This is a genomic window from Paenibacillus doosanensis, assembly GCF_025060755.1.
GTDB lineage: Bacteria > Bacillota > Bacilli > Paenibacillales > NBRC-103111 > Paenibacillus_S > Paenibacillus_S doosanensis.
The window spans coordinates 1-16,520 of record NZ_JANYUY010000025.1 but is presented as its reverse complement, the minus strand read 5'-3'; the positions used below and the strand labels follow the sequence as shown (position 1 = coordinate 16,520).

The following is a 16,520-nucleotide window of genomic DNA, read 5'->3' as shown; positions in this document are numbered from 1 at the left end:
CTGCTTTATCTAGAAGATGCGGTAATTGGCGTATTTATAAGCGACGCGGTAGGAGACGATGATCAGCATGAAGCCGATGACCGACTTCAGCAGGCTGACGGCGGTAGCGAAGCCGTATTGGGCCTGCACGAGTCCTACCCGGTACACGTAAGTGTCGATAATATCCCCGGATTCGTAAACGAGCGGGTTATACAAGTTGAAGATTTGATCGAAGCCCGCATTCAGCACGTTGCCGATGCTGAGCGTCGCGAGCAGCACGACCGTAGGCACAAGAGAAGGCAGCGTAATGTAGAACAGCTGCTGCAGCCGGTTCGCCCCGTCCATTTCGGCCGCTTCGTACAAGGAGGGGTTGATGCCCGCCAAGGCGGCCAAATAAATAATGGCGGCAAAGCCGAATTCCTTCCAGATGTCGCTGCTGACGATAATCGCCGGAAACCACCGGTTGCTGGCGAGAAACAATATCGGCTCGTGCCCCGCCGCCTTCACCAGCTGGTTGAAGAAGCCGTCGAGCGACAGCATATCGATGACGACGCCGGCCAAAATAACCCAGGACAAAAAATGCGGCAAATAAACGATCGTTTGCACCCAGCGCTTGAACATCATAAAGCGGACTTCGTTCAGCAAAATGGCGAAAATAAGCGGGATGACCAAATGCGCGACAATTTTGCAGACGGCGATAAACACAGTGTTGTAAAAGATCAGCCCGCTGTCCTTAATTTGAAACATGTAGGTAAAGTTTTCCAAGCCGATCCACGGCGAATCCCAAATGCCGCGGCCGATCTTGAAATCCTGGAACGCGATAACGACCCCGAACATCGGCACGATATGAAAAACGATCAGAAACAAAACGCCCGGCAGCAGCATCAGATGATAATGCTTGTAATACGATTTAATGTTCATGTCTCACCTCGGGTGATTAGAAAGAAAGCACCGCCGTTCGCAGGAGGTGCTTCTTTCCCAGTCAGGAATGTTATTTCTTCGCCTTATTGATTTCGTCGACGACTTCTTTCGTAATCTCGTCGCCGCCTTGCGATTTCCAGTCGGTGACGAACTGGTCGAACGAGTCGAGCGGCTGCTCGCCCATCACGATTTTGAAGAACGTTTCCTTCTCCAGCTTTTGCAGGTTGGCCCATTTACGTTCCATCGTCTTCGTCACGGCCGTGTACTCGCCGTAAATTTTGTTCATATTGGACTTGAGCAAGTCGGCGGGAGCCGTATATCCGTAGTAGCCGGACCAATCCTTCAAATCGGCCTTCGGATTTTTCTTATCGCGCATCGCCTTGTCGTACAGCTCTTTCATCTCCGGACTGAGCTCTTCCGGCTTCGTCGTGCCGTCAAGCGCCTTCTTAAGCGTATCGGCTTTGCGCTCCACCGCATCGGCGTAATCGAAGGTCGCATTGCCGATCGGCCAGTATTCCGCGCTGACGGAGAAGTCCAGCTTGAGCGCGTCCGGATCGGCCTTGCGCTGGGCGGCGATAAACGTATTGGCGTAAATCATCGCAGCTTCGGGATTTTTCATGCCTTTCTTGACGACGATGAACGAGTTGCTGACCGGAATCATCAGCGTGTTGACCGTTCCCTTGGCGTCCGGAATCAAATAAGGAACGAAATCGACCTTCGGATCGTTCTTGATCGCATCGGCGATCAGACCGCCCGACCACCACGGACCGAAGAAGATGCCGGCTTTGCCGCCGACGACCACCTGGTTCGGATCTTTGCGCAGCGCGAACTCCTTGTCGATGAGGCCCGCGGAATACATCTCGCGCAGCTTGCCGAGCGCCTGCTTCGTCTCCGGCAGTATCGACGCATAGACGATATTGCCTTTGCTGTCCTTGATCCAGTTGCCCGGGTAGGCGTCATACGCCTGGAAGAAGCCTTTGAAATCGATCCGCTGCGCCTTGGCGGGCACCGTCAGCGAGCTTTCCGAGCCGGCCAGCCCGATCGTATCCGCTTGGCCGTTGCCGTCCGGGTCCTTCTCGACGAAGGCTTTGGCGATGGCGATGACGTCATCCATCGTTTTGGGCGGCTGCAAGCCTAATTTGTCCATCCAGTCTTTGCGCACCCATACCATGCTGGCGGCGTCGGCCTGAACGCTAATGTTCGGAATGCCCATCAGCTTGCCTTTATACGTCGCCTTCTCCAGCGCCTTGTTGCCGGTGGACGCATACAGCTCCTTGGTCAGCGGAGACGCGTACTGCTCGTATACCTTACTGAGATCTTCGATTTGGCCCGCGTCGGCCAAGGCGAGGAACATCTGCTCGTTGACCAGCATCACATCGGGCAGATCGTTGCTGGCAACGGCCAGCTTCATCTTTTGATCGTAATCCTGACCGGACGCATACCATAAAATTTTGAAATTAATGTTCGTCTTGTCCGAAATATATTTCATATACTGGTTGCTTTCCACCGTATCGCCGGCGGGGAGCTTGGCGCCCGCGCTGACGCTCTTGAAGGTGGTTACCTCGATCGGACTCGGTATTTTGAACGGATCGGCTTTGGCCCCGGCAGCCTGATCCGCCGGTTTATTCGTCTCCGCAGGTTTGCCTGTTCCTTCGTTATTGCCCGAGCATGCCGTCATGACCAGCGTCAATGCCGCTATCGCGAGCACAGCTTGTTTCTTTCTCATACTTCCCCTCCTCAGTAATGTTCTGCCCCTTGAATACCCGACTTCCTCTTTAATCATAAAGAAAAAAGAAGACGACCAGGTCAGATTGTGTCTCGCATTGAGGCACAAATCATCTCTGGATCGTCTTCTCCGGCACAGCCTAGTAGACGAAATTGCACTTTATGGGAGACGATTTGCGACCTCGTGCTCCATTTTGCGAAATTCGCTCGGCAGCACGCCGGCAATATCCCGGAATACTTTGCCGAAATATTTCTCGTTGGGATAACCCGATTGCGTAGCGATCCAGCCGATCGTCTTCTCCGTGCGCGCGAGCAGCTCCTTGGCGCGGTTGACTCTCATCTCCCGGATATAGTCGTTGAACGTCTTGCCTACGATATCGCGGAAGCAGCGGCTGAAGTAGCTGCGGCTCATATTGACCCGGCGCGCCACGTCCGGCAGATGCAGCTCCTCCTGCAGCTCCTCGTGGATGATCTGCACGGCCTTGGTCACGCAAGCCTTCACCTCGGCGGAATACGGCCCTTCCTCTTCGCCATCCTCCTTCAAGGCGCCGGGCAGCTCCAGCCTGTCGGCGGCGGGCGCAAGCTCCTTCATCTTACCGACGATACGCTTTAGCACTTCGCCCATATGCTCATGCTCCAGCTCGACCTTCGTAATATAATCCAGCGCGCCCAAGCGGAGCGCCTCCTGAATGAACTCGAAATCCTGATGAAACGTCAGCACCACCATCGCTACGTCGCGGTACCGCTCCTTCACCGCCCGCATCAAATCCAGGCCCGACATCACCGGCATCGCCAAATCCGTAATCAGCAGGTCCACCTGGGTATGCTCCAGAAACTCCAACGCTTTTCGGCCGTTGCCCGCTTCCCCGACAACCTCCAGGCCGTAATCGTTCCATGGCATCATGAAAATAAACCCTTTGCGCACCAAATGATCGTCGTCTACAACCAGCACTTTCATCATTGATCCCGCACCTCCTGTTAGTGTCCTGTACATGACGTCTGCTTCCCCGGCAGCATGCTCACCGATCGAACCTGCGGCCGAATACGCTTTTACTTCGCAAGAGCGGTTGCCGCTTCCGCTGCCGGAAGACGCAGCCGGATCGTCGTCCCCGCCCCTTTGGCGCTTTCGATATGAAAGCTCGCCTCCGGCCCAAACTGGAACTTCACCATACGGTACACATATTGCAGCCCGATGCCGAGCCCGACCATTCTACGCTCCGCGTTGTCCTCCTGCATGAGCCGGTCGATGTCCTCTTGGGCCATCCCTTCCCCGTTGTCCTTAACTTCAATGACGATATGCGCAGGTCCGTCTTCCCGGACAACGACCTCAATGGCCCCTTGATCCTCCATGCCGTGGTACAGCGCGTTCTCAACCAGCGGCTGCAAAATAAACCGCGGGATCGGCAGCTCCAGCACATTCGGATGGGCCCGGATATGAACGTCGAATTCAAAATGATACCGGATTCCCTGCAGCTCGACATATTGCTTCAGAGCATCGATCTCGTCGCGTATGCGGGCGGGACCTCCCTTGCCGAGATTATAATAAAGCACTTTATTGAGCATCGATACGAGCCGGTCGATTTCCTTCTGCCCGTTGGCGCGGGCCAGCCAGCGAACCGTATCCAGCGTATTGTGAATAAAGTGCGGATTAATCTGCGTCATCAGCTTCTCCACTTCAAGCAGCGCTTTGCTCTTCTCCTTCCGCTCCACCTCTCCGATCAGCTCGAAGATGCGGCTGCGCATATCGGCGAACTCCCGGTAAATGACCGCGAATTCGGTAATACGGGACTGTCTTGTCGGGAAAAATTCGTAATTATGCTTCACATTGCGGATATCTGCGTTCAATGTATTCAAAGGGCGGTAAACGGCGCGCCAGATCAGCCAGGCCAGCAACCCGCTCACAGCCAGCGTTAGCACGGCAAACAGGGCGAACTGCTTGATCCAGCGGTTAATCTCCTGCTTGTAAACCGATTGAGGGACGGCCGCCATCACCTTCCACGATTGATTGCTTGTCTCTTCGAACATATAATATTTGCCGGAAGGCGCTTCCTTCATCTTGGCCGACAAGGCGCTGGAGCCGATGGGGAAATCCTCCGTATTTTCGCTGTAAACGACCTTCCCGTTATTGTCCACGATCAGGTGAACCAAATGGCCGCCGAACTGGTCGTTGTCCTTAATAATGCTCTCGGCCAGCTTGAAATTGGTTTCTATATAGACGTACACATCGTCGCGGCCCGGCAGCTCGACCTTGCGCAGAATCGACAGCACTTCATTGCCGTCGATCGGATTCAACGACCGGTGCGGGCCGTAATACGTAATTTTATCGAAGCGAATCAGCACCGGAAGCTTCAAAATATCCACGTCGCGGACATTAAAGTTCTCGAACAGCTTCTGATCGTCGTCGGCGAAATAATAGAACATCAGCCCAAGCGTCGGATTCGTAAAATGAATCAGGCTCAGCTCGCTGCGAATATCGTCGTTCAGCCGTTTTTTCTCGTAGGTGTCGGCGGATAAATAGCTTTCCAGGCTTTTGCCCACCCTCCCGTCAAACGCAAGCTGCTGGGAAGTATGATTGAGCTGGCCTATCGTATCCTCGAGCGAAATCCGCACCTGATGCAAATTGCTCTGCACGCCGCCTTCCGCCTTGTTCTGCAAAATGGCGTACATGGAAAAGTAAGAAATGCTGCCGATTAATATAAGCGGCGTCAGCGAGCTGATAAATAAAATAACGATCAGCTGGTATTTCAGCGAATAAGGCTTGGAATAGTCGTTGCGCCATAAAGGGAATCTCATCGATGTTCAGCCTCGCTTTACGAAACGTTAATAAAGCGCTTTCATAATCGCTTTATTATGCTCTTTACTTGCCGCAGCCCGAAATTACCGGGGCCGCTTCTTGCACGACTCCCGGAAGACGAGCTTCGCCCGGACCGTATGCTGGCGCACGACATTGGCATTCTCCATTTTCTCCATCAAAATTTGCGCCGCCTGCGCGCCCAGCATTTCGGCCGACAGCTCGACGCATGTGAGCGGAGGCGTCATCTCCTGCGCCAGTCTCGCGTCATTGCTGAGCGCAATGACCGACAAATCGTCGGGCACGTTCAGCCCCAGCTCCCTCGCCGCCCTCAGCACGCCCAGCGCCACCCGGTCCGTATCGGCTACGACGGCCGTATAGCTCCGGCTCTTCATCGTCTCCAGAACCGCGCGGTATCCGTACTCCGTAGGGCTGCGATGCAGCTCGCGGGAATAGTTCATCACCTGCTCGGGCGGCAGCGGCATGCCTTGCTCCGCCAGCGCCGCGGCAAGCCCGCGCTCCCGGTCGAAGGCTACCGTCATATCCGACGAGGCGTTCAGGAACAAGATCGACTCATGGCCGAACGAGAGCAAGTACCGTCCCACTTCGCAGGCCAGTTCGGCATTGTCGTTATCCACATAGCTGACGCCCGGGTCCATCGGGTCCGGCCGTCCCACCAGCACAAGCGGCATCCCGATCTGACGGTACATCTCGATGCGCAGGTCTTCCCTGCGCGGATTCAGCATGATGACCCCGTCCACCGGGTCTACCGTGAATTGGTTCGGATCGTCATGCTCGGGCAGCGTATCCAGCAGCACCCGAAACCCGTGCTTGGCGCATTCGTTCAAGACGCCGTTGATCATTTGAATTTCAAACTGCGACATCATCCCGTCCTTCGGAATCGGCATCCTGAGACCGGCGATCATCGTCTTGCGGATCGCCAAGCTTCTCGCTATATGATTCGGATAATAACCGAGCTGTCGGGCCGCCTCGAATACGCGTTTGGTCGCTTCGGGACCGATCGGCCGTTTTTTGCTGAACACATTCGATACCGTCCCTTTGGAAACCCCTGCCAGCTTGGCGACATCGTCAATGGTGGCCATCCTTGACGCACCTCCTCTCCGGGCCGGCCGGATGCGCCGTCCCTATTAAACCGGTTTAACCTTTCTCTACTTTATTATATAGAGCCCAAAATCGGCTTACAACCGTTTTTGCCGGGCTGAAGATTAAGTTTCGGTAAATCTCATACTACCATAGTTTTGGCGGCGGCCGCCTCCATATGTACAAAAAAAATGACCTCCTATGGAAATGGAAGTCATTCGAAGTCATGTTTGATGCCGAATTTGCGCGGCCTTAAGCTTCCAGTAGCACGCGGTAGCAGGAGGAGGCCGAGCCGGAAAATGAGATCGCATCTTGCAAGCAGCGATGAGAAACCGGATTTCCGGCCGCATCCTCTATCCGCACCGGCTGCTTCGCCCGGATTCGTATCTCTCCCGCTCTGGTCGTACGGACCGACTCCTGTACCAGCTCGCTCTTCTCCCAGGCGATGTCGATCTCGAAGCCTCCGCGGGCTTTCAAGCCTTTGACTCTGCCGCTGGGCCAAGCGGCCGGAAGCGCGGGCAGCAGACGGATCACTCCCTCATGGCTTTGCAGCAGCATTTCGGCGATGCCCGCCGCGCCTCCGAAATTGCCGTCGATTTGGAAGGGCGGATGGTTATCCAGCAAATTCGGCAGCGTCGATTTCCTCAGCAGCTCCTTCACGTGGAACCAGGCTTGCTCCCCGTCCGCGAGCCTCGCCCAGAAATTAATGATCCACGCCCGGCTCCAGCCGGTATGCCCTCCCCCGTGAGCCAAGCGCCGCTCCAGCGTGGCGCGGGCGGCCGCCGCCCATTCCGGCATCCGATCCGGACTGATCTGCGTGCCCGGATGCAGCGCGAACAGCTGCGATATATGCCGATGGCCGGGATCTTGTTCCTCGTAATCCTCCAGCCATTCCTGAATTTGCCCGTATTGGCCGACGCGAATCGGCGGCAGCTTGCGCAGCGCCTCCGACAGCTCGGAACGGAAGGCTTCGTCGACGCCGAGAATCAGGGAGGCATCGACGCACGCGCTGAACAGCTCATGCAGTATTTGGCTGTCCATGGCCGGTCCGCAGCAGAGCGTGCCGGATTCGCCGTTCGGCAACATATAACGGTTTTCCGGCGAAACCGAAGGTGAAGTAACCAATTGTCCTTGCGCGTCTTCGATCAGAAAATCGAGAAAAAACTGCGCGGCTTCCTTCATCGTCTCATAAGACCGCTTGAGAAAAGCGCCGTCTTGTGTGAAGCTGTAATGCTCCCATAAATGAAGGCAGAGCCAGGCTGCGCCCATCGTCCAATACGCGGCAAAAAAGCCTGCAACCGCAGGCTCTTTGCCGGACGCCGCCTAAATCGCTTTATGCCGGCAGCTGAATATGGAATACCGTTCCTTTACCTTCGTGGCTCTCCACATGAATATGGCCCCCGTGCTCGTGGATCGTCGTGAACACCTGAGTGAGCCCCATGCCGATGCCGTCGTCCTTCGTTGTGAAAAAAGGCGTCCCGAGCAGTCTGATCTTCGATGCCGGAATCCCCTTGCCCGTATCGCTGATTTTAATATGGACCATATCGTTTTTGAAAAAATGCTCGATCGTAATCTCGCCTTTGCCGTCTATCGCTTCTATCGCATTTTTTAGCAGGTTGAAAAACGCCTTCAATATCAGGTTCTTCTTCCCGCGAATCTCCCTGTCGGTGTCGCTGAACAGTTTATGCACCGTCACCTTGTACAGCTTCTCCTGGAACAGGAAAATGAGCGATTCCAGCTCGGAGCACAGATGAATCGAGACGTCGGGCTCGTTGTTCAGATCGGGCTTCGCCACCTGCAGCAGGTTGTTCAGCGTCTTGATCGCGTTGTCCAGCTCGTCGACGATGACCGGCAAATACGAATGGTTCATCTCCTTCTCCAGCAGCTGGACGAAGCCCTTGACGGCCGTCAGCGGATTGCGCACCTCATGCGCGATGCCTGCCGCCATCTGCCCGATGGAAGACAGCTTCTCGAGATTGTGCAATCTCCGTTCCGTCAGCTTCCGTTGGGTAATGTTTCTGACAATGACCTGGGCAAGCCTCTGCTGTTCCATATGGTACGGGGCGAGCATAACCTCCACATCGATCAATTCCCCGTCCGCCCTGACCATGCGCTGCTCCATCAGCTCGCTCGCTTCGCCCCTCAGCACGCTTTCCAGTTGATTGCCGATACTATAATGAAAATCGGGATGCAAAAACCGGTGAAACAATTCGCCGATAATTTGCTCAGGATATTGCAGTCCCAGCAAGTCGAAGCCGGCTTGATTGACGTAGATGACTTTATGATCCTGCAGCACAAAATAGCTGTCCAGCGAATACTTGACTAGTTGATAAAAGTCCAAATTCGATTTTCCAAAGGTCAATGGGTTCAGCTCCTTATGAGCAGTGAAGCCAAGCTTTCGCTGCTCCAACTCATTCTCCAAAATAAACCTAAAGTCATCGCCTAAATTCTCTTGTATGCATTTCGAATATACCTCAACTAGTTCTTGGTCGCTAAATTTCCTGAGCATGATCGAATCCCCGCTTACTCACAATCTTCGGATAGATACTATATTATAGCATATTCCCCGCTGTTTATTGAGAGATTAACAAGATTACCCTATGGAAAAAAATGATATAAATCCCACTTCGCTTTGCAGCGATCCGGCTGGCAGAACCAATCCCCCAAAAGTGACGTGATGCTCTGAAGCTTATTCCGTCCGCATCCAGCCTAAGCTGGATCGGCGTCTAACCATTCCTCTGGGATCGTTCTATGGGTAGACTTTCCTTTCGGGGGAGACCACGGATTTCCACAGGATATGGCTGTGCATCATTTCCTAAACAACGACAAAGAACCTTGCGGGGATGCAAGGTTCTCTGCAGTTAGCGGCCGCTTTTAGAATTGCGCATGAATCAACTGCTCCAGCAAGTTTTGTTCTTCCTTATTCTGCTCTATAAGCTTGCCGAGCAGCTCTTGATCCGCTTTCCCCGCCCTGGCAAGCGCCGCCAGGTACCAGCGGGCAATCGCCTGCTGAATCGGCTCCTCCAGCCGCCCGTCCATCCCCAGCTTCAATGCTGCGGCCGCTTCCGTATATTGCCCCTCTATGTACAGCATCTGCCCTGTCGAAATCGCCATGGCCGGAGTAACCTCGAAGGATTTGCCGAGGTTGATCGTTTTGGGCATATCGTCAAGCTGCTTTCTCTTCAGCAAAAATTGGCGGAACAGCTCCGTCCCTAGCGTGCGGTGCCGCTTTGCGGCAGCCTGATCGTGATGCTCAAGCCGCTCCTTCTCGCTTAATTGAAACCGGAGCCCCATGGCTCTTTCATACATCGTTTGGTCCCACGGAAAACGGCCCAGCGCTTCATCCGCAATCGTCAAAGCTTGGTCGAGATCCTGTTGCCGCACGGCGCGGTTCCATCTTGCTTCAAGCAGCTCCTTGGACAACGGCTCCACTCTTTGCAGCTGCGCCATCCAATTACCGGCTTCCTGATCGAAGCGCTCATCCTTGGTTTGCTCGTAACCGAGCTCCAGCAAATTCATGAGCAGCAGCATATACCCGGGATTGTCGGGCTGCTTGCGCAATGCTTCCTGCATCAGTCCCGCCGTCTCCTTGACGTCGATCTCGCTTTGACCCGACAAACTGTTCACCGCGCTCTGCATCGTCCGTCCGCCGGATACATACGACGCCCCCGTGATCAGCACAAATATCGCTGCTGCGGCCAGCAGTACGCTGTAGGCCGCAGCAGGCTTCGCGTTGCCGACACTCCAACGTCTGACCCGCTTGTCCGTTGCAGAGCTTTCTCCGAGCCTCTCTCCCCCAATGGCGGCCATGCCGCCCAAGCAAAGAAAAACGACGGAAGCGAGATAAACAAAGCTTAAATCGAAATCTATCGCACTATGCAAGAGCAAGGCTCCGGCGGTGATCGCATAGAACAGATGCGGCTCTTGCCATACTCCCAAGCGGCTTACCGCCCGTATGTAACGAATCGCCGTATAGAGGAATAACGCGAGGAAGGCAAGCACTCCCGCCGTCCCCTGCTCGACCCACAGCTGCAAAATAAAATTATGCGCCTGACGGCTTGTGTACGGATAGCTCTGATACGTCGGATATAACGCGGACCAAGCGCCGCCTCCGGCACCGAATACGGGGTAGTCGCGGATGATTTTGAGCGAATCCATATAGAACACGCCGCGCTCCAGAACGCTGTGCTGCTGAAAGTCGATGCTGCGAATCCGCTGTTCCAGCGTACGGGGCAGCAAATTCAGCAGCGGGCTGTCCGACGCCGCCAGGAACACAGCGGCAGCGCCAAGCAGCGCAAGCGCGGCCGGAAGCGTCCAACGCCGACTCCATAAGGGAGCCGGCTTATGTTCTTGCTCGCCGCCGGCGACGACCGCGTCCCCGCCCGGCCGAAGCTTCGGCAAACGCAGCAGAACGACATGCTGCAAACCGACGCTGACGAGCGCCGCCGCCAAGGATGCGCCGAGCAGCAGGCCCCAGCTTGGCCATAGCGGCGCCGGAGCGGCATGCTGCTGAACCGTTAACGCCGTCTCGGTAACGGAGGTCAGCAGGCACAGCATCCCTATCGCCGCCGCGCCCGCATGCAAAAGCAGCAGCAGCTGTCTGGAGACCGGCAGCAGAAACAGCAGCAGCCAGAGAATGAGCGGCAGCATCAATAATGCGCCCCGCGACAATGTCAGCATAAGCGACAGCAGGGCGGGAACGAGCATAACGGCGTGGAGCAGGGATACCCATTGATTCCTCGCCGTAACCGCTCCGTACGCGGCGCAGGCAATGACAAGCAGCAAAAATCCCGCATTGGCATTCGGATATTGAAACACGGAGCTTAGCCTTAATCCGTACGATTCCACCATTACGGCTCCGTTGTAATGCACGTTGCCGAATAAATTAAGCAAGCCGTACACGACAACCGCATAGCTGCTGAACGCCACAAACTGCGGCAGCAGCTTGCGGCCAGCGGGATGGAGCGTAATGAGCAGCCCGAGCAAAAACATCGCCGCATACAAAACCTGCGCCTGGATCAGCAAAAAACCGTAATGTAAAGACACCGCTTGAAAATAAGAGCACAGCGCGCTGACAGGCAGCAGCCATACTAGAATCACGGCGGCCGTATGCTTGCCCAGCTGATCGCGGTATTTCCATACATATACGGCCATGGCCAGCATGACAAACGAGATCAGCAGGAGCGTGCTTTGAATCGGCAATTCATACGACAAATTCACCCGCGGATCGCCCTCGACGCGCGCCGCCAAAAACAACCCCCTCTGAAATGGCGCTGCCAGCAAATACAGCCCGGCAAACAAAATTAACAATCCGTACATCATGACGCTTCGCTCTTCACCGCGGCGTGACGGCACAGCCAGCCCCCGGCTGCGGTATTTATGCTCCGTTAACATCAGACGACAACCCCCAACCATTTATGAACCTGTTCGACGGTTCGATTCTACATAGTTAGACGCTGCGTTTTGCGTTTCAGTTTCCTTATTTACCAAAATTTTATAACCGTCGCCATTTAACGACTAAGCGAGAACAGAGCCCCCCATTATTTGCCGTGCTACGGTTTCTTGCCGCAAAAAATCGGCCGTTCCTAGGGAACGACCGATTCGGTAAGAGGATATGATGGAGTTATTACGGCTTTACATCGTAAATTTTGTACAGATCGTCAAGCATAAGATTGGCTGCCTTTACGCCGCCCGCCGTATTCCAAGTCGTATCGCTGACTTTCGTCAGTTTGTTGTTTTTCACGACTTTCAGATTTTGCCAGAGAGGGTCGTTCATCCATTCCTGCTCCTGCTTCGTCCCTTTGCCGTCGCCGGTTTCGTAAGTGAAGTAGAAGACGCGGTCGGCGGCGTCCAGCTCAGGCAAACGTTCTTTGGTAATATCCTCGAACGCCTTCTCGTCGCTCTTCGGATCGGAACGAGGAAAACCGATTTGTTTGAAAATAACCCCGGAGAACATATCGCCGTAATAGAATCTCGTCTTGCCGCCCATAAAACGAACGACGGCTATTTTTTCCTTCAGCTTGTCGCCGGCTTTGCTCTTGAAGTCTTCGATACGCTTGTCGAAAGCGGCGATAACTTGATCGCCTTCTTGTTTCTTATTCAGCGTGTCGGCGTACAGCTTGAAATTCTCTTTCCACTCGCCGCGCAGCGTCTCGGAGTAGACGGTTGGGGCAATCGCCTTCAATTGATCGTAAATTTTCTCGTGGCGCATTTTGTTGCCGATGATCAGATCCGGCTTAAGCGAAGCGATCAGCTCGAGGTTCGGCTGGGATTCCGCACCCAAAACAGTCACGCCTTCCATATCGGCTTTAATATGATCGAACCACGGATTGCCTACATACGATTGTACCGCCCCGACAGGCTTGATGCCCAGCGCCAGCAGCGCTTCCGTTCCTTCGTCCGTCAAAATAACGACCTTCTTCGGATGCGCCGGAACTTCCGTTTCGCCCATCGCATGTTTAATTTTACGCGGAGCGTCCGAAGCCGCCGCTTGCGCTCCTTGCTTATTGTCCGCAGCGCCTTGCTGAGCCGGCTCCTTCGAGCCGCAAGCGGCAAGAAAAACGGACAGCATTAAAATAACAGCAAGCAACGTTGCTGATCTCATCCGAAATGATTTGTTTTGGTAAAGCATTCTGTCTAGACCTCCTGTAATCTCATCATCTGATAATGATTCTCATTAACATTGTCAATAGTACTTGAATGCCGGGTAGTTGTCAATCTCTTTTTCAGACGCGTGCCCCTTCCCTGTGCCGCGAACGGCAAATCCCCCGGCTCCTGCATCAGGAGAACCGAGGGATTCGCTTGCGTCAACCAACCGTATTTATTTGCTGTACATGCGGTAAACCAGTACGGCCGCTTCGGCGCGGGTCGTCGGATCGAGCGGATGAATCCGCCCGCCGCTGCCTTCAAGCAGCGACTCGCGAGTCATCGCGCTGACATCGGCCGCGGCGTACGAAGCGACGTCGGCCTTATCGGCATACATCGATAAATCCGCAGAGTCCCCAGCGGCGCCCAGCTTGCCTGCGGCCCGCAGCGCCCGGGCGGAGATAACCATCATGTCCTGCCGCGTGATGCTCTGATTCGGATTAAACTCTCCGTTAGCCTGTCCTTCTACGATACCGAGCGCCTTCGCCGCCGATACCGCTTCATAGTAATAATCCGCAGGCCGCACATCGTCGAACGACGGGCCCGGCTGGGCCGTAAGCCCGAGCGCTCTCATCAGCAGCAGCGTGAAATCGGCTCGGGTAACGCGGCTGCCCGGTTCGAACGTCGTATCGCTCGTGCCATCGATCACGCCTTTGGCCGCCATCGCTTCAACCGCTTTTTGCGCCCATTCGTATCCAGTCATGTCGCTGAACGATTTGGATACCCAAACAACCGCGAATAGGCTGAAATGGTTCGTTGTAAATACGACTTGACCGGAAGCTGCGTCATAACGGCCGCTCGGTACCGGAATCGGCGTTCCCGCTCCATCCAGATACCACACCGTAAGATGCTCGGGACTGCCCAGCTCTTCGGCCGCAGGCTGGTAAGGCAAAGCGATCCGTACCTTCGCCGCCGCGCTGCTCCATGCCAGCTGCTTGCCGCCGACCCACAGGCTTACGTCAACCGCAGGACGGCCGCCGATATGACGCTGCACGTCAGCGGACAGCTTGGACGTATCCGCCTGAGCCAGGCGGATCGAAATCGTCTGCGCACTGCCGGTATCGGTGCCGGCGAGCATATTGCCCGGGAGAGTGATCGTGCCGAATTCCGTTACGATCACAATGCTCGTCGAAGCTCCTCCCTCGGTCAGAACAGCCTTGGGCAGCTCCTGCATATAAGCTTCGGCTCCCTCCACCTTCGGCAGTTGGATGGTAACGACGGTTTGGCCCGCAGCTTCCAATAGTTTCTCTAGCTCTTCTTGGCTTACCGAAGCGACAGCCGTGCCGGTTGCCGGGTCGAGCGTAGGCTGCGGCTTCAGAACGCCGTCCGCCTCCGCTGCGCCTTCGCCCGATCCGCCCGATCCGCCCGAGCCCGTTCCTCCGGAGCTTCCTTTATTCGCAAGAACCACGGACAATCCGAAGCTCTTGCTGGCGGTTAGCGTGCCGTCGCTTACCGTGACCGTAACGTTCGTCTTGCCGGTTACGCCCGAAACGGGAGTAATCGTCATCGTGCGTTTGGCCCCCTCACCGCCGAAGGAGAGTCCCATATCCGGCACGATCTCTTTATTATCTGCGGAAGCGGATAGTACAAGCGCCGCCGGATCGGTCTCGGCATCGCCGACGGTCAGTTCCAACTCCAGCGACGACTGCTTCGTGGTCATCGTCTGATCGGCCAAGCCCGACAGCGTCGGCGCCGTATTCTCCGGCTGCGGCTCATCCTTTTTCAACACGTTCAGCTTGAAGCTGCCGCTTGTCGTCAATTCGCCGTCGCTTACGCTAATCGTGATGACGGCTACACCCGACCTGTCTTCATTAGGCGTGATTTTCACCGTACGTTGACCGCCGTTTCCTCCAAGTGCAATGCCCGTATCCGCTACTAGTTCCTGGTTATCCGAAGTTGCCTTGATTGCCAGCTTCTCGGCGGGCGTCTCTGCATCGGATACTTTAAAACTTATAGACGCAGTGCTCTCGTTCATATAGATCGTCTGATCGGCCAAGCCCGACAGCGTCGGCGCCGTATTCTCCGGCTGCGGCTCATCCTTTTTCAGCACGTTCAGCTTGAAGCTGCCGCTTGTCGTCAATTCGCCGTCGCTTACGCTAATCGTAATGACAGCTACACCCGACCTGTCTTCATTAGGCGCGATTTTCACCGTACGTTGACCGCCGTTTCCTCCAAGTGCAATGCCCGTATCCGCTACTAGTTCCTGGTTATCCGAAGTTGCCTTGATTGCCAGCTTCTCGGCGGGCGTCTCTGCATCGGATACTTTAAAACTTATAGACGCAGTGCTCTCGTTCATATAGATCGTCTGATCGGCCAAGCCCGACAGCGTCGGCGCCGTATTGGCAAAGCCGAATTCCGTTTGCGCTTGCAGAGTTCCGTCGGAAGCGCTGACCTTATAAAGCCCGGGCAAGCTTTTATCCTTGAGCCGGAACGACAACTCCAAACGACCGTCCTCTCCTGCCTGTACCTGATCTACATATTCGACCGCTTGCGCGGGAGTCAGCACTTTTAGCGCAACTTCTTTTCCCGGAGTAAAACTGCCGGTCAACGTTACCGTCCCCGACGATTTATCCAGCGATGCCTGAAGCGACGCTGTCAAAGCCGCCGCTGACGCGCCTGCCGGAATGCCGGCAACGGCGAGCATCAGTACAACAGCCGTAAGCAAAGATATAAATCGTTTCAACCTTCTTACGCCTCCTTATGGCCAAGTGATTTCATTTGAACTAGAGTCATGTTCTCTTCCAAACTGTCCCGAAGATCGGCATATTGCCGAAAGTACTGTCATTGCATGGGAAATGGATACCTAGACGGACAACATCGGGACAACCCGTTGTTCCCGCCCGCCAGTTCCGATAAGCTTGGGACAGAGAGCCTTGCCATCTGTCGGTGCGCGAACATTGCCGCCGCTTCATTCCGACTTGTAAGACCGTCATGGGCAGATGGGTTATTTTGCCCCTGCAGCATACAAGGTGAATATCGGCCGGCAACAATCCGGTTGCAAGCGCATACATAATATGCGACCCGAGCCGGCTCGGCGGTGGATCGCCGACGCATATCGACGTCCGTCAGCCCCAGCAGGCACTGAACCTGGCGCATGAACCAGCCTGCACAACAAAAAAGCCAGCTTCGTAAACCGCTTGCTTCGGCAACGATGCGCCTTTCTGCATAAACATACATATTCGCGCCCCGCTTGGGAAATCCTGCAATTGCAAACGCTTGCTCTCCCTTTTTCCTAGAGTAAAGGGCAGAGAAATCTGCCCCTCCTCATCAAACCGTACGTGAGGTTTTCCCTCATACGGCTTTCCGATGTTCGTCATTCATGTGCATGCAGATTACAAGAGCGTTTTAAGTCCATATT

General features: G+C 55.1%; 9 protein-coding genes and 2 pseudogenes. All 11 read right to left on the bottom strand.

Annotated elements, in window-relative coordinates:
- Positions 1-9: 9 nt before the first annotated feature.
- The 11 genes and pseudogenes from N0M98_RS18255 to N0M98_RS18210 all read right to left on the bottom strand — a co-directional run bounded on the left by N0M98_RS18255 (position 10) and on the right by N0M98_RS18210 (position 15,845).
- A complete protein-coding gene (locus tag N0M98_RS18255) occupies positions 10-900 on the bottom strand; it encodes an ABC transporter permease (protein ID WP_249865523.1) in 891 nt (296 codons plus the stop codon).
- 70 nt (positions 901-970) lie between these two features.
- Positions 971-2,626 carry an extracellular solute-binding protein gene (locus N0M98_RS18250; protein WP_259618759.1) on the bottom strand — a complete coding sequence of 552 codons (1,656 nt, stop codon included), beginning with the start codon at positions 2,624-2,626 and terminating at the stop codon, positions 971-973.
- Between the two features lie 159 nt (positions 2,627-2,785).
- Positions 2,786-3,586 (bottom strand): response regulator transcription factor, encoded by an 801-nt coding sequence (locus tag N0M98_RS18245; RefSeq protein ID WP_259618758.1) that lies wholly within the window; start codon positions 3,584-3,586, stop codon positions 2,786-2,788.
- 89 nt (positions 3,587-3,675) lie between these two features.
- Positions 3,676-5,418, bottom strand: a complete 1,743-nt coding sequence (locus tag N0M98_RS18240) for a sensor histidine kinase (RefSeq protein ID WP_249865526.1) — start codon at positions 5,416-5,418, stop codon at positions 3,676-3,678.
- Positions 5,419-5,502: 84 nt separating this feature from the next.
- Positions 5,503-6,519 carry a LacI family DNA-binding transcriptional regulator gene (locus tag N0M98_RS18235; protein WP_259618757.1) on the bottom strand — a complete coding sequence of 339 codons (1,017 nt, stop codon included), beginning with the start codon at positions 6,517-6,519 and terminating at the stop codon, positions 5,503-5,505.
- A 250-nt stretch (positions 6,520-6,769) separates the two neighbouring features.
- Positions 6,770-7,801, bottom strand: a pseudogene (locus N0M98_RS18230) (glycosyl hydrolase family 95 catalytic domain-containing protein); the annotation flags it as partial.
- A 49-nt stretch (positions 7,802-7,850) separates the two neighbouring features.
- Positions 7,851-8,879: an ATP-binding protein gene (locus tag N0M98_RS18225; protein ID WP_259618756.1), complete on the bottom strand. Its 1,029-nt coding sequence runs from the start codon at positions 8,877-8,879 to the stop codon at positions 7,851-7,853.
- A 30-nt stretch (positions 8,880-8,909) separates the two neighbouring features.
- Positions 8,910-9,026 (bottom strand): annotated as a pseudogene (gene sda, locus N0M98_RS33905) (sporulation histidine kinase inhibitor Sda); the annotation flags it as partial.
- Between the two features lie 365 nt (positions 9,027-9,391).
- Positions 9,392-11,911 (bottom strand): O-antigen ligase family protein, encoded by a 2,520-nt coding sequence (locus tag N0M98_RS18220; RefSeq protein WP_259618755.1) that lies wholly within the window; start codon positions 11,909-11,911, stop codon positions 9,392-9,394.
- A 232-nt stretch (positions 11,912-12,143) separates the two neighbouring features.
- Positions 12,144-13,148, bottom strand: coding sequence for an ABC transporter substrate-binding protein (locus N0M98_RS18215; protein WP_259618754.1), 1,005 nt, complete (start codon positions 13,146-13,148; stop codon positions 12,144-12,146).
- 189 nt (positions 13,149-13,337) lie between these two features.
- The gene (locus tag N0M98_RS18210; RefSeq protein WP_259618753.1) at positions 13,338-15,845 is read right to left on the bottom strand and encodes an S-layer homology domain-containing protein; all 2,508 of its coding nucleotides are present in this window, start codon (positions 15,843-15,845) and stop codon (positions 13,338-13,340) included.
- Between the last annotated feature and the right edge of the window lie 675 nt (positions 15,846-16,520).